At 69.6% G+C, this 21,069-nt stretch carries 7 protein-coding genes; 4 read left to right on the top strand and 3 right to left on the bottom strand.

The window, feature by feature from the left end; genetic code table 11:
- Positions 1-9 precede the first annotated feature (9 nt).
- On the top strand, positions 10-1,221 hold the full coding sequence (locus OG455_RS10240; protein ID WP_266292325.1) for an RNA polymerase sigma factor: 1,212 nt from the start codon (positions 10-12) through the stop codon (positions 1,219-1,221).
- A 108-nt stretch (positions 1,222-1,329) separates the two neighbouring features.
- On the opposite strand, the gene OG455_RS10235 is transcribed toward OG455_RS10240, so the two are convergent.
- Entirely contained in the window at positions 1,330-2,304 is a 975-nt protein-coding gene (locus OG455_RS10235; protein ID WP_266292323.1) for a serine hydrolase, read from the bottom strand.
- A gap of 677 nt (positions 2,305-2,981) precedes the next feature.
- Here OG455_RS10235 and OG455_RS10230 point away from each other — a divergent pair.
- Positions 2,982-5,255 (top strand): putative Ig domain-containing protein, encoded by a 2,274-nt coding sequence (locus OG455_RS10230; protein WP_266292321.1) that lies wholly within the window; start codon positions 2,982-2,984, stop codon positions 5,253-5,255.
- A 264-nt stretch (positions 5,256-5,519) separates the two neighbouring features.
- On the top strand, positions 5,520-7,919 hold the full coding sequence (locus OG455_RS10225) for an MMPL family transporter (protein WP_266292319.1): 2,400 nt from the start codon (positions 5,520-5,522) through the stop codon (positions 7,917-7,919).
- Positions 7,920-8,172: 253 nt separating this feature from the next.
- Here OG455_RS10225 and OG455_RS10220 read toward each other — a convergent pair whose 3' ends face one another.
- Together OG455_RS10220 and OG455_RS10215 are read right to left on the bottom strand one after the other, a co-directional pair.
- Entirely contained in the window at positions 8,173-8,727 is a 555-nt protein-coding gene (locus tag OG455_RS10220; protein ID WP_266292317.1) for a hypothetical protein, read from the bottom strand.
- A gap of 1,122 nt (positions 8,728-9,849) precedes the next feature.
- Complete coding sequence (locus OG455_RS10215) at positions 9,850-10,008, bottom strand: hypothetical protein (protein WP_266292315.1); 159 nt, start codon at positions 10,006-10,008, stop codon at positions 9,850-9,852.
- Between the two features lie 142 nt (positions 10,009-10,150).
- On the opposite strand from OG455_RS10215, the gene OG455_RS10210 reads away from it, so the two are divergent.
- A complete protein-coding gene (locus OG455_RS10210) occupies positions 10,151-21,025 on the top strand; it encodes a LamG-like jellyroll fold domain-containing protein (protein WP_266292313.1) in 10,875 nt (3,624 codons plus the stop codon).
- Positions 21,026-21,069: the final 44 nt, after the last annotated feature.

Below are 21,069 nucleotides of genomic sequence, written 5' to 3'. Positions count from 1 at the left end.
CCCGTCCGGATGACACCGCAGGAGATCGCGGCCGTCTTCCGCGCCGAGTACGGCAGAGCCGTCTCCGTACTCGTGCGCGGGCTCGGCGACATCGACCTGGCCGAGGACGCGGTCGCCGACGCCTTCGCGACCGCGCTGGTCAAGTGGCCGGTCGACGGCGCCCCGCGCAGCCCGGCCGGCTGGATCATCACCACCGCCCGCAACCGGGCCGTCGACCACCTGCGCCGCGAAACCGTCCGCGCGCACAAGCACGCCGAGGCCGCACTCGTCAGCGCCCCGGCGGCCGAACCCGTCGAGGAGGGCGCCGTGCCGGACGACCGGTTGCGGCTCGTGTTCACCTGCTGCCACCCGGCCCTGGCCCGCCCCGCGCAGGTGGCGCTCACCCTGCGCCTGCTCGGCGGGCTCACCACGGCCGAAACCGCCCGCGCCTTCCTCGTGTCCGAGGCCACGATGGCGCAGCGGCTCGTGCGGGCGAAGGCGAAGATCCGCGACGCGCACATCCCCTACCGGGTGCCGTACGAGGCCGACCTGCCCGAACGCCTCGACGCGGTGCTCGCGGTGCTCTACCTGATCTTCAACGAGGGCTACGTCGCCACCTCCGGCGCCGAACTCGCCCGCGGCGAACTGTGCGTCGAAGCGATCCGACTCGCCCGTCTGCTGGTCGAGCTGATGCCGGACGAGCCGGAGGCGGCGGGACTGCTCGGGCTGATGCTGCTGACCGAGGCGCGCCGCCCCGCGCGCACCGACGCCGACGGCGCTCTGGTGCGGCTCGCCGACCAGGACCGCTCCCGGTGGGACGCCGAGTCGATCGCCCAGGGCAGGGCGATCGTCCGCGGCTGCCTGCGCCGGAACCAGCCCGGCCGCTACCAGTTGCTCGCCGCGATAAACGCGGTGCACACCGACCCGGTCACCGACTGGACGCAGATCCTCGCGCTCTACGACCAACTCGTACGACTCGACCCCGGTCCGCTGGTCGCGCTCAACCGCGCGGTCGCCGTCGCCGAGATCGAGGGCCCCGCGGCGGCACTTCGGCTGGTGGACGACCTGGACCTCGGCGCCTTCCACCTGTTCCACGCGATCCGCGGCGACCTCCTCGCCGGCCTCGGGCGGACCGACGAGGCCCGGCAGGCCTTCGACGCCGCGGCCCGGCTCACCGACAACCAGGCGGAACGCGCCTACCTGATCGCCCGGCGCGACCAGTTCGGCGAAGCACCCCGGTAGCCGCGCGGTAAGCGTTCAGCAGCCGTCCAGCCGTCCAGCCGTCCAGCCGTCCAGCCGTCCAGCCGTCGCCCGGAGCGGCGGCGACGCCCGGATCCCAGCACCGAGGTCTCAGGCGGCGAAGTCGTCGACCGCCTTGGCGATGTCGTCCCCGGTCAGGGGCTGCTGCAGGTCGCCGAGCAGTCGCGCCAGGGCGGGCAGCGCGGTCTCCTGGTTGGCGAGGGCCACGCTCACGTAGTCGTGGTCCGGGACCAGGACCATGGCGGCTCGGTAGCCGGGCAGCCGTCCGTTGAGGTACATCTGGCCCGACCGCCCCAGGGCCCACCCGAGCCCGTAGGCCATGGGGTCGTCGGACCGGGTGCGCGGACGACTGATCTCCTCCAGCAGAGCCCGGTCGGCGAGCAGGCCCTCGCCGACCGCCAGGAGCTCCGACACCGACGACCACAAGCCCCCGCTGGGCCGACGGGTGCGGGGATAGCCGAGCAGCGGGAGTTCGGCCGTCCCGTTCCACCCGGTGACGGATGCCCCCGGGGTCGCGAAACCCGTCCGTGCGAGACCCCAGGGGTCGAGGAGGTTGCCCTTCAACGCGCCCTCGAACGTCGTGCCGCTCAAGGCCGCGAGGACCGAGCCGGCCAGGAAGTAGTTGCCGTTGTAGTAGGACCAACGCTCGCCGGGCTCCCGCTCGTTGCCGGCGCGGACCACGAGCCGGGCTGCTTCCAGGAGCGCGCCGTCCCCATCGCCCAGAGCCGTCACGGTTGCTGCGTCCACCGACTCGCGCAGGCCGGAGACCTGACCCAGGATCTGCTCGATGGTGAGGCTCTCGTCGGCCCGCCAGTCCGGCGCGAGGCCGGGCAGCAGCTCGACGACGGGTGTGCTCAACGGGACGCCCTCGTCCCGCAGCGTGCGGACCAGCGCCGTGGAGGTGAAGACCTTCGTCAGCGACGCGATACGGAAACACGACTCCGCCGTCACCGCGAGTGGCCCGTGGGTGGCTGTCGTGCGTGCGCCCGCCAACGACAGGCCTGCCGCCACCGCCGGGACATCGCGAAGGCTCGTCTGTTCTTCCATCAGCTCCTGAAGATTCACGGTGGCCATGGTAGTTACGGCGTTCCGGGCCGGCGGGCGCGGTGGCACCGGCCGGGGGCAGCGCGCCGGTAGGACAGGTGCCGAGTGCCGGCTCCCAGGGGGCTCGCGGGAAGTTCTCATCTGGGCTCAGAAGGTCCGGCCGGGCAGTGGTCCGGCCGATCCTGGCGCGGGCGCGGTTGCGGATGGTGACCGCTGCGGGGTTCCGGATCACGGAGGTGAGCTGGGGGCCTTCGCCGGTCGGCCTCCGGCGGGCCCGGCCCGGCCACCAAGGGTGATCGGGGGTGCTCGCCGCCCGCTCCGGTCCGGGTGCCCGGGTGCCGCGCCGCGAGCGGTCGAGGCCGTGTCGGACACCTTGTCCGTTCGTGATCGGCTCCGCTACCTTCGGGCCTCCGGGGGCGGCGGACGACGGCGCCCCCGAAGCCAATGCACTGTCATGGCCATGGCTCCCCGAGGTCGCGCGGCCGTCACCACGCTCTGATGACGTCCCGTCATGCCGACTTCGTCATGGCCGTGTTCTGCACGTGCGCGAGATGTCCGTTCCCTGGCCGGCACACCTCGCCGGGCTGCGATCCATGCCATCCATGCCATCCATGCCATCCATGCGGTCCATGCGGTCCATGAGATCCAGCCGGGCCTGTGCTGCCGCCGTTCCCCACATCCCTTGGGAGGGCTTTCCGTTGCATACCCCTACTCGTAGCAGCGCGACGCTGCGGCGTGGCCTCGGCAGGGCCTCGGCAGCCGCCGTCTCGGTCACCGCCCTGATCGCGGCGGGCCTGAGCCTGGCAGCCGCGCCCGCGGGTGCCAGCGTCCCCGCGCTGTCCGCGCAGACCCCGACCCACCAGGTCTGCGCCACCCCGCACGCCGGTCAGATGGGCTGTCTGGCCCTCAAGCGCACCGACATCTCGCCGGAGCTCGCCACGCCGAACGCGACCGTCTCCGGCTACGGCCCCAGCCAGTTGCAGTCGGCCTACAACCTGGCCTCGGCCGCCGCCTCCAGTGGCACCGGCCAGACGGTGGCCGTCGTCGACGCCTTCGACGACCCGAACGCGGCCAGCGACCTCAACGCCTACCGCAGCCAGTTCGGCCTGCCGGCCTGCTCCAGCGGCTGCTTCACCAAGGTCAACCAGAGCGGCCAGACCAGCCCGCTGCCCTCGCCCGCCCCGGCCAGCGACGACTGGACCGGTGAGGAGGCGCTGGACGTCGACATGGTCTCGGCGATCTGCCCGAACTGCCACATCATCCTGGTCGAGGCCAGCTCGGAGAGCAACGACGACCTCGGCACGGCCGTCAACGCCGCCGTCAACCTGGGCGCCAAGTACGTCTCCAACAGCTACGGCGGCGGCGAGGCGTCCAACGACTCCACGTACGACAGCGAGTACTACGACCACCCGGGTGTGGCCGTCACCGCCTCCTCCGGTGACAGCGGCTACGGCGTCGAGTACCCGGCCGCCTCGCAGTACGTCACCGCGGTCGGCGGCACCGCGCTGTCCACCGCCTCCAACTCCCGCGGCTGGACCGAGTCGGTCTGGAACACCTCCAGCAGCGAGGGTGCCGGCTCCGGCTGCTCGGCCGATGACGCCAAGCCCAGCTGGCAGAAGGACACCGGCTGCGCCAAGCGCACCGTCGCCGACGTCTCCGCGGTGGCCGACCCGGCCACCGGTGTCGCGGTCTACGACACCTACAACAACAACGGCGGCTGGAACGTCTACGGTGGCACCTCGGTGGCCTCCCCGCTGATCGCCGCCGTCTACGCGCTGGCCGGGACCCCGGCGGCGGGCTCCACTCCCGCCTCCTACCCCTACGCGCACACCACCGCGCTCAACGACGTCACCTCCGGAAGCACCGCCAGCTGCTCCCCGGCCTACCTGTGCACCGCCGAGGTGGGCTACGACGGCCCGACCGGCCTGGGCACCCCCAACGGCACCACCGCCTTCGCCTCCGGCACCTCCACCGGCAACACGGTGACGGTGACCAACCCGGGTAGCCAGAGCGGCAAGGCCGGCACCGCGGTCAGCCTGCAGCTCTCCGGCACCGACTCCGCCTCGGGCCAGAGCCTGAGCTACACCGCGACCGGTCTGCCGGCCGGCCTGTCGATCAGCTCCTCGGGCCTGATCTCGGGCACCCCGACCACCGCGGGCACCTCCTCGGTCACGGTCACCGCCAAGGACTCCACCGGCGCCACCGGCTCGACCACCTTCTCCTGGACCGTCTCCTCGGCCACCGGCAACACCGTGACCGTGACCAGCCCCGGCAACCAGTCCGGCACCGTCGGCACCGCGGTCAGCCTGCAGGTCTCCGGCACCGACTCCGCCTCGGGCCAGAGCCTGAGCTACTCGGCCACCGGCCTGCCGGCCGGCCTGTCGATCAGCTCCTCGGGCCTGATCTCGGGCACCCCGACCACCGCAGGCACCTCCTCGGTGACCGTCACCGCCACGGACTCCACCGGCGCCACCGGCTCGGCGACCTTCTCCTGGACCGTCGCGGCCGGCACCGGCTGCACCGGCGGCGGCCAGCTGCTCGGCAACGCCGGCTTCGAGACCGGCACCGCCTCGCCCTGGACCGCCAGCGCCGGCGTGATCGACAACTCCTCCTCCGAGCCCGCCCACTCGGGCAGCTGGAAGGCCTGGCTGGACGGCTACGGCACCACCCACACCGACACCCTCTCGCAGACCGTCACCATCCCGGCCGGCTGCAAGGCGACCTTCAGCTTCTGGCTGCACATCGACACCGCCGAAACCGGCACCACGGCCTACGACAAGCTCGCCGTGACCGCCAACGGCACCAACCTCGCCACCTACTCCAACGTGAACAAGAACACCGGCTACGTGCAGAAGTCCTTCGACCTCTCCTCCTACGCCGGCAAGTCCGTCACCCTGAAGTTCACCGGCACCGAGGACTCCTCGCTGCAGACCAGCTTCGTGATCGACGACACCGCGCTCAACGCCAGCTGATACCAGTCTTTCTGACGATCAGTCACGGGCCGCTGATCGCTGATCGCTGATCACAGCGACGGGTTCAAGGATGACGGGACGCCGCACCGCGGCGTCCCGTCATCGGCGTTGCGGCGGCGAGAGGGGCGCGCCAGGACCGGGACCGGGACCGGGACTGGGACTGGGACCCTGCTCCTGGTCCCGGCACGCCCCCGTCCCCTGGTCCCGGTGGTGTTCTCGTCCTGTGCCCGGACGAGGACGGGCGTAGCGGGTGATGGTCTGGAGATGAGCCGGGAACCCCCGGCAACTGCCCCACTGCCGGGAGACATCGTGATCCGCGCCCTGACCGGGTTCTCCACCAGGAACCCGTGGAAGGTCATCGCCGCCTGGGTTGTTCTGGGAATAGCCCTGTCCATCCTGGGCCAGGCGCTGATGTTCCGGGTGACCCAGACCCAGACCGCCGACTTCCTGCCCAAGAGCTACGACTCGGCCGCCGCCATGCAGATCGCGCAGGACCGGTTCGGGGCGAAGGCCGACGCCAACCCGGTGAGCGTGCTGGTCGCCAGGGCGGACGGCCGGGCGCTGACCGCCGCCGACCAGCAGCGGATCGAGGCCGGGGCGCAGCGGCTGGGCCGGCAGCGGGTCGCCATGCCCAGGACCAAGGACGCGATGCCGCTGCAGCGGGACTACTCGCAGGTTCCCCAGGTCGTCCCGGCCATGGTGGCACCGGACCGGAGCTTCGAGCTGCTCTCGGCCGCGCTGACCGGGAACTCCGCCGATCCGGGCCTGCAGGACACCTTCCGGGCGTTCCGGGACAGCACCAGGGCCGAGTTCGCCGGCGAGGGCCTGCGCACCGGCTTCACCGGCGGCCTGGCCGACCAGATCGACTCCACCGACGCGAGCAAGAACCTCACGGCGATCGCCTCGGCCTGCATGGTCGGGCTGATCCTGCTGCTCCACGTGCTGGTGTTCCGCAGCGTCATGGCGGCCCTGATCCCGCTGCTCTCGGTGGTCCTGATCGGCGGGGCGGCGAGCGGCGCCGTGGTGGGCACCGCGCTGCTCACCGGCATCAAGCTCAGCACGTCGGTGCCGAGCCTGATCAGCGTGGTGCTGCTCGGGATCGGCGTCGACTACTTCCTCTTCCTGCTGTTCCGCTTCCGCGAGCAGCTGCGGGCCGACCCCGGGCAGCACCACCGTGTCACCGCCGCCGAGGTCAGCGCGCGGGTGGGCACCGCGGTCACGTCGGCCGCGCTGACCATCGTCGCCGCCTTCGCCACGCTCGGGCTCGCCAGCTTCGGACAGTTCCGGGTGCTGGGTCCGGCCGTCGCGGTCTCGGTCCTGGTCATGCTGCTGGCCAGCCTCACCTTCATGCCCGCCGTGCTGGCCGCCGCCGGGCGCAAGCTCTACTGGCCCTCGCGGGCCCTGCGGCGCGAGCCGCGCGAGGGCGCGGCCGCCCGCTTCGGCGCCCTGGTGGCCCGCCGCCCGCTGGCCCTGGTCCTGGCCTCGGTCGCCCTGCTGGGCGCGCTGGCCACCGGGCTGGCCGGCATCACCATGGACTACGGCCAGGGCGACGGCGGCCAGCGCACCGACTCCCAGCGCACCGCCGCCGAGATCTCCCGTGCTCTGCCCGCAGGCGTGTCGGACCCGACCAGCGTCTACCTGGAGGCCGTGGACGGCGGCCCGCTCACCGTCGCTGCCCTGGGTGGCCTGGCGCACGACCTGGCCCAGGTCGAGGGGGTCGGCCAGGTGGCCGATCCGGTGCTGGGCGAGCGCGGCCAGGCGGCCAGGATCGACCTGTTCCTGACCGCGGACCCGCAGTCCTCGCGGGCCCGCGAGCTGGTCTCCGGACCGCTGCGCGCGGCGGTCGCCAAGGACACGCCGCCCGGCCTGGTGGCGCACGTGGGCGGCACGCCGGCTGTCCTCGCCGACGTCTCCACCGCCGTCGACCACGATCTGCGCCTGGTCTTCCCGGTGGCGGCCGCGCTGATCGCGCTGATCCTGGTCATGCTGCTGCGCAGCCTGCTCGCGCCGATGATGCTGATGCTCTCCGTCGGCCTCGGCTTCGCGGCCACCCTCGGCGCCGCGGCCCTGCTCTTCCAGCACGCGCTGCACAAGCCCGGGGTCGACTTCACCCTGCCGCTGGTGCTCTTCCTCTTCGTCGTCGCGCTCGGCACCGACTACAACATCCTGATCAGCGACCGGATCCGGGAGGAGATGGAGCGGCCGGGACCGGCCCGCGCTGCGGTGGCCCGCGCCGTGCGGCACACCGCGCCGGCCATCGCGACGGCGGGCGTGGTGCTGGCCGGCTCCTTCGGGACCCTCGCCGTCACGCCGTCCTCGTCGACCCAGCAGGTCGGCTTCGCGATGGCGCTGGGCATCCTGCTCTCCGCCTTCCTGCTCTCGATCGTGCTGGTGCCCTCGCTGGCGGCGTTGCTGGGGCGGAGCATCTGGTGGCCGCTGCGGCCGGGCCGCGCGGACCGTCCTGGTCACGCGGGCCGCGCGGGTCAGGTGGGGCAGGCGGGTCACGCGGCGGTGCCGGCGGCACCATATGTGAGCCAGGGCCAGAGCCGATACCAGGGCCAGTTCGAGGACCCGTACCAGCACGCGGGCCACGGCCCGGGCTGGAGCGGTGAGTCAGCCGAGCTGCCGGCAGCCGGGCCCCACGGTCAGGACCGGGGTCAGTAGCCCGGGGAACGGCGAGGGCTGCCCCGGTCAGGCGCAGCCGGCTGAGAGTGGAGTCTCCCACCGGTCGGGTGGCGACTACGGGCTCTCGTGCGGTGTGCGGTCCCGACCGGGCTGTCGTAGTGCCTCCCCACGTGGGAACGGATATCTATGGCGTACACGGCTGAGGTTCACCGATAGCCGTGCAGACTCCGGCGGCCGGGCGGAAGGCACCCGCCGCCCCCGGCCCTGGACGACTTGAAAGGGCTCGGTCGAACTACGGGTGAGAGGTTGTGTTGTGCCGCAGCCCCTGGAGCTGTTGTTGGACAAGTTCGTTCGCCTGCTGCGGCTCTACCAGGGTGACGTCGGCCGGAGAACTTGTCAGCGACGAGTCGACTGCGGTGAACCGGACTGTGGGGTCTGCCTTGGCGAGTGCGGGGACAGCCTGTCCGAAGGCGGGTCCAACGGTGATGATCAGGTCGCAGTGCTGGGTGATCAGGCTTGCGAGGTAGGGCTGAGCTTGGGTCGCATTGGCGGCGGGCTCGATCAGTTGCTGGATGTTCTTCGTGCCCTGGGTTCCGGCTGTCTGCATGGCTGTCCAGACCTGGGCCACTTCGCTTGTTCGCGCGGCTGTCGCACTGTCGCTGGCGAGGCAGGCGGTGGCCCGGCCCGAGACATCCGCGACGATGACTCTCGGTTGATGCGGTGCGGCGCTGTGGTGTCCGGGCCACAGCAGGGCCGCCGCAGTGACTGTTGCCGCGATGGTGGCGGCCAGCGCGGTGAGGCCGCGTGCGGAGTGCCGGCGGTAGCGGAAGAGGCGGCGTACGGCCATCTGACTGGTCCTTGAAGGGTTGGTGGTGGTCAGTGTTGATCACTGGTCGAACGGGACCTGCCAGGGACCGCTTTGGCCGGCGTCCGGGCAGACCAATGGAGGTCGAGCCTTGGTCACTGCTCGCTACAACCGGGAGTTGGCGGCATCCGTGCCCCGGCTGTCCAGCATCGCGGCGGCAAATTATGGGCGGCAAATTATCTGGCGTGCAGTCAAAGCTGTTTCGTGTGAGCAGGCGAGGGCTGGGGCTGCGGAGGCATATGCTGCGGCGTAGCTGGCGCCGTCCGCGTTGACGTACTGGCCAAGGCTACCGACCCAACAGATAGTGCTGACGGGTGTGGCAAGGCTGACTCCCTATCCGAACTCGCTTTACTTCCAAGGCCTTCCGTCTTCATCAATTCCTGTGATGGAGAGTACGCCAGTGCACGGGGCGGGGTGCATCGGTGAGTTGGAGGAGCTCTATATACGGCAGGTGTCGATGGCCTGTCAAGGCAAATCTCAACCAAGCGTTGCCTAGGGGATCGTAAATCTTTCCGGTGCCTGGGCGGGAGAATCTGGACGTACGGGTACCGATGAGGCGGATTCGTCTGTCCAAGGTGTGGATTTGGTTTGCTGAACTGATTGTTCGTCAACTAGAACATCCCCTGGCATCCCCAACCTGGGGTCCTTTTTCCGTGCTTGGGGGTCGGCCTTGCGCCGCTCATTGCCGCGTCACGCCCTGCTGTCGACCATACGCATCGTCACCGCATCATTGGTGGGCCGAGGCTATCGAGGCGGCCGAAGGTGGTTGGTCCTCCTGGCCTGCATGTCGATCGTGGTCAGCATGTCCACGCAGGCGGCATGGGCCCTGTCGGCGAGCCAGGTTTCAGCTGCCGCTGCCCTCAAGCCTCCCCAGCAGCGCTCTGACGCCGCCGCGGGGCGTTCGCACACTGTCGGCAGCGCGGTCACCCAACGCGACCAAGGGCCGGATGACTCCGCGCACACGCCTGCTCCGGGAGAGCTGCCCCCAGCGGGACAGCCCAAGGGGAAGAGCGCTGGCCCGCAGACATCCGACCAGGCTCGCAGGGCGGCGCCTACCCAGAAGGTGGACCCTCCGGCGACATCGACGCGGGCTGACCAGGCCGCTCAGCAGAGGAGAGTCAGCGCGGCGTTCGGCTCGACGGCCGCCGACGTGCCGACGAGTTCCCCGCCGGCGACGACTGTGCAGACCCCGGCTCCGGCAGGGGTCGAGGTCATGGCCGCGCGTACGGCGACGACCTCGACGTACCAGAACGCTGACGGCACGAAGACTGTGCGGATGTACCCGCGGCCGGTGCATTATCAGAAGCCGGACGGAACCTGGGCAGACATCGACACGGGGCTGACACAGCGCGCTGACGGCCGGTGGACCGAGAAGGCCAACAGCCAGCAGTTGACCTTCGGGCCGATGGCGAACTCCTCGGCGCTCGTGGACTTCCCGATCGACGCGAGCCACGATGTCGCCTACGGCCTTCAGGGCGCGCTGCCGGTGACCGCGACCGCGAGTGGCGACACGCTGACCTATGCGGGCGCTCAGCCTTCTGCCGACGTCCAGTACGACGCGCTTGCGACCGGCGGCAAGGAGTCGCTGATTCTGCACGACGCCTCGGCGCCGACCGTCTGGACCTTCCCGCTGCAGCTGACCGGCGTCAGCGTCGCGCTCGACGCGACCGGGAACGCGGTCTTCACCGACAGCTCGGGCCAGGTCCGGCTGACGATTCCGCATGGTTTCATGGAGGACTCCGCCATTGATCCGAAGTCGGATCAGGGGGCCATGTCCGATGCCGTGACGTATCAGCTGACCGTGGTCAACGGCGTCCCCGCGCTCCAGATGACCTTGGACAGCGCTTGGCTGCACGACCCGCACCGTGTCTTCCCGGTGCAGGTCGACCCCAGCACTGTCTCAGGCGTCAACGTCGGGCAGTCCACTTATGTGATGTCGCCCTTCAAGGCGAACTACTCGACGCAAAGCGTGCTGAAGGCGGGCACGTACGATGGCGGCGGACATGTGGCGAACAGCTACCTGCTCTTCCCCGTGTCCTCCGCGGTGGGCAAGAACTACATCCAGAGCGTCGGCCTGAGCCTGTACGACGTGTGGTCCTACGACTGCGGGCAGCACGAGGTCGATGTCTCGGCCATCAGCTCCACCTGGAACCCCTCCTCGATCAACACCTATCCGGGCGTCAGCATCGGTGGGCGGATCGGCCAGGGAAGCTTCGGTGCCGGCACGAGCTGCGGCAGCGGCAGCCAGTGGGAGAAGATCGATCTCGGCGACAGTCACTCCGCGACCGGGTCGCAGCTGGTGAGTTCCTGGGCGTTCGGCGGTGACAACCTGGGCCTCGCCGTGACCTCCAGCAGCACAGACAGCAACGCTTGGAAGCAGTTCGCCAGCGTCAACTCCAGCTACCCGCCCTACCTGTACGTCACCTACGCCGACTGGGCCGCCAGCTCCACGGTGGCGGGCAGCTACACGCAGCCGACCTACAACAGCACCGGCTCGGTTCAGGTCACGATGACGAACCTGGCAGCGAACTGGTGGAACTCCTCCAGCATGCAGTTGAAGGCACGGGTCTTCGACAGCAACGGCAACGAGCAGTCGGTGAACGCGCCACTCGTGGGCGTGTCGGGCCTGGTCCAGACGGGTCAGTCGGTCACGGTCAACGCGGTCATCCCGGTGCTGCCGAAACTCGGGACGCAGTACTCGGTGTGCTTCGACGGCTATGTGAACGGCACGGTGTCGCTGCACGACTCCTACGGAATTCCCTGGCAGGGCTGCATCGGGGCAGTCGGTCAGAACACGCAACCGCAGATCGACTCGTACACGCCGTTGAGTGGCACGGTGTCGGGGTCGTTGACGCCGCAGTTGTCGGCGGTGGGGCACGATCCCGACAACTATCCGGGGTCGGGGGTGAATTACGACTTCCAGGTGTATTCGGCCGATGGCCGTACGAAGGTGGCCGATTCCGGTTGGCAGTGGGGGCAGAGTTGGTCGGTGCCGGCGGGTGTGTTGGCGTGGAACACCAGTTACTGGTGGACCGTCGCGGACGGTGACCAGCAGTTGATGAGTGCGTGGACGAGTTGGTCGGGGATCTCGACGCAGGTGCAGCAGCCGCCGATCACCTCGCATCTGGGTGGTGCGGCGGATGACGGTCAGGGGCATACGTTCGATCCGCAGGTGGGGAACTACACGACGACGGCGTCGGATGCGGACGTGAAGTCGGTGGGTCCGGCGTTGGCGGTGACGCGGTCGTACAACTCGTTGGATCCGCGGACGGGCACGTTGTTCGGTGCGGGTTGGACGTCGGTGTTCGACATGCGGGTGCAGCCGGACGGTGACGGGTCGGGTTCGGTGGTGTTGACCGATGCGTCGGGGCGGGCCGAGCGGTTGGGGCAGGATCCGAGGAACGCCTCGCAGTACGTGCCGGCGGCGGGTGAGTACGAGACGCTGACGAGTGTGTCGGGCGGGTTCGTGCTGCTGCTGAAGAGCGGTATGCGGTACACGTTCCAGACGCCGGTCGGTTCCTGGTACGCGCTCACCGCGATCCAGGACGCCGAGGGGCATGTGCAGAGCCTGCACTACACCGGTGGCCTGCTGGACACGGTGACGGACGCTGCCTCGGGCCGGGCGCTGCACCTGAGCTGGACCTCGGGTGGCCGGCATGTGGCGAAGGTGATCACCGATCCGGCGGCCGGGGGCGATGCGAGCACCGCGTTGGCCTGGACCTACACCTACAACGGTTCGAACGCGGATGAGTTGGACCAGGTGTGCGCGCCGGCGACGGGCGGCAACTCGGCGGCTTCGTGCACGACGTACTCGTACACGCCGGGTTCGCACGTGCGCTCGGCGACGCTGGACACGAACCCCTCCTCGTATTGGCGCCTGGGTGAGTCCTCGGGGACGAACGCGGCCAGCGAGGAGATCGCCAACCAGGGCAACGACGTCGCGCAGTACGTGGGTGGTGTGTCGCTGGGTGCGCCGGGTGCGGCGGTGGGCTCGGGGGCGACGGCGGCCTCCTTCGACGGGTCGTCCTCGGCGGTGGCGCTGCCGGGCGGCCTGCTGCGCAACAGCTACGTGTCGTTGGGGTTGTGGTTCAAGACGACGTCGCCGGGTGTGGTGGCGGCCTATCAGAACGGCCCGTTGTCGGCGTCGCCCTCGGAGGCGAGTCCGCTGCTGTACGTGGGCACGGACGGGCGTCTTCGTGGTGAGCTGTACGGTCCCTCGATCGGCCTGGCTCCGATCACCTCGGCGGGGGCGGTGACCGATGGTGCCTGGCACTACGCGCTGCTGACGGGATCGGGCGGCAGCCAGAGCCTGTATCTGGACGGTAACGCGATCGGGTCGGTGGCCGGGGTGATCAACCCGCTGGACCAGCAGAACACCTACATCGGGGCCGGTTTCACCCGGGGCAGCCCGTGGCCCTCGGTGCCGGCGGCGAGCGGGGACGGGAACTCGCACTTCCGGGGCCAGATCGCCGATGTCGCCGTGTACGACCACACGCTGGGCGCGCCGGCGGTGGCCGCGGTCTACCAGGCCGGCGCCAAGGCCTCGACCGAGTTGAGCGCCTTGAAGCTGCCCAGCGGCAAGACGAAGCTGGCGGTCTCCTACGACGGGGTGCGGGACCGGGCCACGCAGGTCACCGACGCCAACGGCGGCACATGGAAGATCAGCCAGCCGTCGGTCAGTGGTTCGGCGCAGGAGTACCGCGGGCAGGTGATGGGCTCGACCCCGCAGGACTACTGGCGGATGTCGGACCAGGCGGGCACGCAGGCCGCCAACGAGATCTACAGCCCGCGGCCGACGCCGAACAACGGCACGTACACGGGTGTGACGCTGGGGGCGGCCGGTCCGATGACCGGCTCGGGCGGGGCGGCGTCCTTCGACGGGAGCACCTCGTCGGTGCAACTGCCCTCGGCGATGATCCCCGCCCAGGGGCCGGCGGGTATCGCGCTGTGGTTCAAGACCACCGGTAGCGGCACGTTGGCGGGCTACCAGAGCACGCCGCTGGACGCCGCGCAGACTCCGGCCAACGCGTCGTGGAACCCGGCGCTGTACGTGGGCTCGGACGGAAAGCTGTACGGCGAGTTCTACTGCGGCGGCATACCCACCCCGATGGTCAGCGCCTCGGCGGTCAACGACGGCAAGTGGCACTTCGCGGTCCTGTCCGCGGACTCCGGCACCTCGCAGAGCCTCTACCTGGACGGTCAACTGAGCGCCGGCCCGCTGTCGGGCACGATCATCCCCAACGGTATCCACTACCTGTACCTGGGCGCGGGCAATGCCGACCAGTGGCCCAATGCGGCAGCCACACCGTTCGGGCACTTCACCGGGCAACTCGCCGACACCGCGATCTTCCCTCACGGTCTGTCGGCCGGCACCGTCTCCTCCCTCTACACCCAGGCCACCACCCAGAGCGCGGCCCAGGGCGTCACCCCCAACACGCCCTCCGCCTACGACACCGCGATCACCTCCAACCAGCCCTCGGGGTACTGGCGCCTGGACGACGCGAGCGGCAACCAGGCCACCGAACTCCTCTCCTCCGCCGCCCTCGCGCAGAACCGCGGCACCCAGGTGAACACCACCCAGGGCACGGCCGGACCGTGGGCCTCGGGCACCTCCACCGCCACCACCTTCAACGGCACCACCTCCTACCTGCAGCTACCGCCCAACGCCATGCCGCAAGCGGGCGCCAACTCCACCATCTCCCTGTGGTTCAAAACCACCGCCCCCGGCGTCCTCTACAGCTTCCAGAACTACCCGCTCGGCAACACCAGCGGCGGCCAGAGCGGCGCCGCCAACCGCTGGAACCCCGCCCTGTACGTCGGCTCCGACAACAAGCTCCACGGCGAACTGTGGAACGGCACCCCCGCCAACACCGTCTCCGACACCACCGTCACCGACGGCCAGTGGCACTACGCCGTCCTGACCGCCAACACCACCACCCAGCAGCTCTACCTCGACGGCCACACCACCGGCGCCCCCCTCACCGGCACCCTCACCTACAACGGCAACGGCTACGCCTACCTGGGCGCCGGCAACGTCCAGGGCGGCTGGCCCAACGCGCCCGCCGACACCAGCGGCCACCTCAACGGCTCCCTGGCCGACTTCGCCCTCTACGGCTACGCGCTCGACGCCGGCACGATCGCCACGCAGTACCAGAGCGCGACCACCGCGAGCGCGGGCAACGGGCTGGACGCGGCGAGCGCCTTCCGCACCCAGGTCGTCCAGGACAGCGCCTTCGGCTACTGGCGCCTGAACGACCCGACGGGATCCTGGTACGCGCAGGACGAACTCGGCACCGCCCTGCCCGACCTGACCTCGGGCACCTACACCAGCACCACGCTGGGCGCCCCAGGTCCCTCCGGCGACCCGCAGGAGCAGGCGGCCACCTTCAACGGCACCAACTCGCTCCTGCAACTGCCCTCCAACGCCGCACCCACCCAGGGCTCGGCGTCCGTGGAGCTGTGGTTCAAGACCACCACCAGCGGCGTGCTCTACAGCTACCAGGACACCCCGATGGGTGGCACCCCGCAGGCCAACGACCCCGCCTTGTACGTGGGCGCCGACGGCCGCCTGCACGGCATGTTCTGGTCCTCCCCGGTCACCGCGATGACCTCCGACCGCACCGTCACCGACGGCCAGTGGCACCAGGCGATCCTGACCGGCGACAGCACCGGCCAGAGCATCTACCTCGACGGCACCCAGAGCGCCTCGCTGACCAACGCCGGACCGATCATCTACAACGGCGCACCCTACGTGTACGTGGGCGGCGGCGACGTGCGGGGCTGGAACTGGCCCAGCACCAGCGCCCCGTACTTCAGCGGACAGATCGCCGAGGTCTCCTACTACCCCTCGCGCCTGACCGCCGCCCAGGCCCAGGGCCACTACACGGCCATGCGCGGCGCAGGCGGCACCATCCCGGTGACCACCACCACCGTCACCGACCCCACCGGCAACGCCCTCACCTACACCTACGACACCCACACCGCCAAGCTCGTCTCCTACGCGGACGCCTCCGGGAACACCACCCGCTACACCTACGACACCAACGGGTTCCTCTACAGCACCACCGACCCCGACGGACACACTGTCACCACCGGCCACGACGCCCGCGGTAACACCGTCTCCACCACCACCTGCCAGAACCCCTCCACCTGCCACACCAGCTACGCCACGTACTACCTGGACGGCGGCAACGCGCTGAACCCGATGAACGACGCGATGCTGACCTCCAGCGACGCGCGCTCCAACGGGCCCGGTGACACCACCTACACCACGACATACACGTACAACACGGCCGGGCAGCTGACCTCCACGACCCTTCCGGCCACCGCCGACTTCCCCAAGGGCCGTACCACCTACACCAGTTACACCACCGGCAGCGAAGCGGCGACCGGCGGCAGCGGCACCCAGCCGCCAGGCCTGCCCGCCACCGTCACCAACACCCTGGACACCTCCGCCTACGGGCAGGCCGCCGGCGTCCCGGCCGCCCAGGAGAGCCAGAACTCCTACGACGCGGCCGGCAACCTCACCAGGACCGTCAGCCCACTGGGCCTGACCACCACCTACACGTACGACAACCTCGGCCGCGCGCTGTCCAGTGCCCAGGCGTGCACGAACTGTGGCCAGGGCCAGACCCCCACCACGACCACCACCACCTACACCTGGGACGGGCAGGGCAACCCGCTCACCGAGACCGACCCCGCCACCACCGACGCCGTCACCGGGACCGTCCACACCCCCCGCACCACCTACACCTACGACGCGGACGGCGACAAGACCGCCCAGACCCTCGCCGACACCACCGGCGCAGACGCGCCGCGCACCAGCACCTGGGCGTACTACAGCACCACCGACCTCCTGTGGCAGAGCACCGACCCCGCAGGCGCCAAGAACACCTACACCTACGACCCGTACGGCAACACCGCCACCAAAACCGACCCGGCCGGCACCAACTACCAGTACTCCCACTCCCCGCAGGGCTGGCTGCAGCAGACCGCCATCGCCAACTACACCGGCAACCCCGACAACCCCCTCGCCGCGCACTGGCAGGTCATCGATTCCCGCGCCTACGACCCGGCCGGCCGCCTGGCCACCGACACCGACGCGATGGGCCGCACCACCCACACCTACTACAACGACGACAACACGGTCGCCGAGGTCGACCTCGACGCCTTCCACAACTTCAACCCCACCACCGCCCAGTTCGACGGCACCACCCGCAACGTGGTCCTGCAGACCAACACCTACGACGCGGCCGGACAACTGACCCGACGCATCACCGGCGGCGGCAGCACCACCGTCGCCAACACCTACGACCAAGCAGGACGCGCCACCAGCACCACCGTCGACCCCGGCGGCCTCAACCGAATCACCACCAGTACCTACGACGCCACCAACTCCGTCCTGAGCAGCAAACTCACCGACGGCACCACCACCCGCGAAACCGACAACACCTACGACACCGCCGGCGACCTGCTCACCGCCACCGTCAAGAACACCCCGCAGAACTCCACCACCACCCACACCTACGACCAGCGCGGTCTGCCCCTGACCACCACCAGCCCCAACGGCAACACCACCGGCGCCACCCCGGCCAACTACACCACCAGCTACTTCCACGACCCGGCCGGCCAACTCGCCATCACCGACGCCCCACCCACCCCCACCACCGTCTTCAACACCACCACCGGCCAACCCGTCACCCTGCCCGCCGCGGCCGCCGAAACCCGCACCGGCTACAACACCTTCGGCGAACCCGCCGCCGTCAAGGACCCCGACGGCAACATCACCACCACCACCCACACCTTCGACAGCACCGGCGAACACCTCGCCGTCGCCGCGAACAGCTACACCACCCCGGACAAGGCGACAACCTTCACGTCCGTCACCCAGGTCGACTACGACGCCATGGGCCGGCCCAAGACCGTCACCGTCGACCCATCCGGCCTCGACCGCGTGTCGACCACGACCTATGACCAGCTCGGCAACCCCGTCCAGGTCACCAAGCCGTCGATCGGTGGCACCACGCCCACCGCGCAGATCACCTACGACCTCGACGGCGAGCCACTGTCCCAGACCGACCCGACCGGGGCGACCACCCAGGCCACCTACGACGACCTGGGTCGTGAAGTCACCTCCACGCAGATCGTGCGTCAGCCGACGGCCGCGGCGTACACCACCACGAACACCTACGACGACGCGGGGGATCTGACCGCTACCCTCGATCCGAAGGGCCATCAGACCACCGCGCACTTCGACGCGGCGGGCGAGCGCACCTCGGTAACGGACGCCCTCAGCGACACCACCCGGTATGCCTACAACCTCGCCGGCCAGCTGACCCGCACGACCCTGCCCGACGGCACCGCCACCGCCTTCGCGTTCGACCAGGCCGGACGCACCACCGCGACCACTCACCTGGACAAGGACAGCTCCACGGTGCTGTCCACCAGCAGCGGCACCTATGACGCGGACGGCAACGCGATCACCGCCACGGACGCGGACGGGCACACCAGCACCTACACCTTCGACGCGGACGACCAGCTGACTCAGCAGGTCCAGCCGGTCACCGCCAGCAGCTCGATCACCACGTCGTTCGGCTACGACGCCGCGGGCAACCGCACCCAGTACACCCACACGCGGACAGCGGGCGGTGCCCCGGCGAGTGTCTACTACACGTTCAACTCGATGGGCCTGCCCGAGTCGACGGTCGAACCGCCCACGGCGGCCTACCCCAATCCGGCCGACGGCACCTATACCTTGTCCTACGACGCGGCCGGGGAGGTGGTCAGGGACACCCAGCCCGGTGGGGTCAGCGAGAGCTACGGCTACGACGCCGACGGCCGCAAGACCTCGCAGAGCGGGGCCGGCGCCGAGGCCACGACCGCGACGCGCACGTTCGGCTACGACCTCGACAGTCGCCTGACCTCGGCCACCGCCGGCAGCGACACCAACACGTACACCTATGACGACCGAGGCCTGGTGCTCGGCCAGGCCGGTGCTGCCGGGGTGTCGAGCTTCGGGTACGACGCCCTCGGCAACATGACCTCGCGCACCGACGGCGCCGGGGCCGCGACCTTCAACTATGACGCTGACGATCGCCTCGCCGGACTCACCGATCCACTGACCGGTACTCAGAAGACCTACCAGTACGACAGCGCCAGTGACCTTGTCTCGACCTCCGCCGGAGCGGGTTCCGCCACCCGTACCTTCGGCTACGACGGGCTGCACCGGATCGTCAGCGACACGCTCACCAACCCGGGGGGCGCAGTTGAGGCGTCCATCGCGTACGGGTACGACCCGGCCGGGCACACGACCTCGAAGACCACTGCCGGAACCGTCGGGAGCGGAGCCAACTCCTACAGCTACGACTGGGCGGGCCGCCTGACCTCGTGGACCGGCAACTCGGGGACAACGAGCTACAGCTACGACAACGACGGAAACCTGACCCAATCCGGCCCGACCACGAGCACCTATGACGACCGGGACCGCCGGGTCAGTTCCAGCGGAGCGACCTTCACCTACGACGCTCGCGGAGCCTTGACCGCGACGACCAGGTCGGCAGCAACAACCCAGGTCAGTTTCGACGCGTTCGACCAACAAGTCACCAACGGCACCAGCAGCTACAGCTATGACGCGCTCGGCCGTCTGGCCGCGACGGGAAGCGCCACCTTCAGCTACGACCGCACCAGCGACGATGCCACCTCTGACGGGACGTCGAGCTACGAGCGCGACCCCGGCGGCAACCTGATCGCGTTGACGACCGCTGCGGGACCGGTCCTGGCCTACAGCGATTCCCACGAGGACCTGGTCGGTACCTACACCGCCACCGGCTCGACCCTCGCCAGTTCCACCAGCTTCGACCCCTGGGGCGCCGTTCTCGCCGCCGCCGGATCCACCTCCTCGATCGGCTACCAGGACGACTGGACCGACCCCGGCACCAAACTGCTCAACACTGCCGCACGCTGGTACGACCCCTCGGCGGGCTCGTTCACCAGTCGCGACACCGCCACCCTGGCTCCCACTACCGCGGCGGAGGCCGACCGGTACGCCTACGGCGCCGGGCACCCCCTCGACGCGGTGGACCGCTCCGGGCACAACGACATCGAACCCCAGGGCGGCGGCTTTGCGGGCGGCCTGTCACCCGAGGGAGGAGACGGCCCGGGAGCCGAAGGCGAAGCAGGAGAAGGCCCCCACGGCAGCTTCGACGGCAAGGCGCCCAGCGTCGAGGCCGGCGACCACACGTACTCCAGCCCGGATGACGGGCAGTCGGAGCTGGAGGAGGCGAACGAGAGGGCGCTCGAGGCGGAGCGCGAAGTCGAAGCCGAGCGGAATCTGCACGAGAACGAGATCCAGGAAGACCAGCGGATCGAGGACGAGAACGAGCCGGAGGTCGAGCAGCAGGACACGAACGCGGACACGACGTCCGACGACACGGTCAGTACCACTGGGGATGGCACTGGTGACAGCGGGGGTGACGGACGCGGCGGCAGAGGCTCAACGTCCGGCAACACTTCCCGGGGCTCCACGACCACTACGGGGAGGGCCCAGCCCGCCAGGGGCACCACGCAATCCCGCTCCGGGCGCTTCGTCGACCCGGCTCAGGCCGCTCGCACGCCCTCCAACACCGTCCGACCGATGGACAACAGCACGCCCACCAAGGCGGCCAACAACACCATCACGCCCCAGCCGGGCAACACCACCTCCACCCCCGGCGACTCGCCGACCAACCCGCTACAGATCCAGGCCGACTCCAACCCCGCGGCGAGTGCCTCAAGCACGGTGCAGGGGACCGTGGATGCCGCCCAGACGGACTCTTGTGGACCCGATGGCGAACATGTTGTCCTTGGCGTAGGAGAGCATTCGGACGCATTGGCCGGGGCCCTGCGAGATGCGGGTGACGCAGGAGCGCATACGTTCAACGACAGTAACTTTGGAGATATCGGGGAGGGTGGGATTCCGGAGTGGATGCACGGTGTGATGCGAGCTGCTGGAAGTCCGGACACCAGGCTGAGTATCACGCTTGATGGGCTCCCTGGCGCAACGCCAGAAGAGGCGTTCCAAAATGCCTATATCCGAGGGGTAGGAGCTGGATTGAAGGGTGCCGCACAGGGCGGATATGGCACGGCGTGGGAGATGAGTGTCGTTGGCCGAAACGCCTACTTTAATAGTGTGGATAGTGACCTCGGTAGGTCGTGGTCGTCTATTCAGTTCTATTGGAGAGGCGCGCCAGCCGATGTTCAAGAGCCCAACTGGGCGGCCCTGAGAGGTTTGGCAGGTCAGTAGTGTCAACTTATGAGTCGGACAGGCTGTTTGAGATCTGGAGCTTC

Origin of the sequence: Kitasatospora sp. NBC_01287, assembly GCF_026340565.1 — a bacterium.
Lineage (GTDB): Bacteria > Actinomycetota > Actinomycetes > Streptomycetales > Streptomycetaceae > Kitasatospora.
Note: the sequence above shows the minus strand (reverse complement) of the source record. Positions and strands in the feature narration are given on the sequence as shown.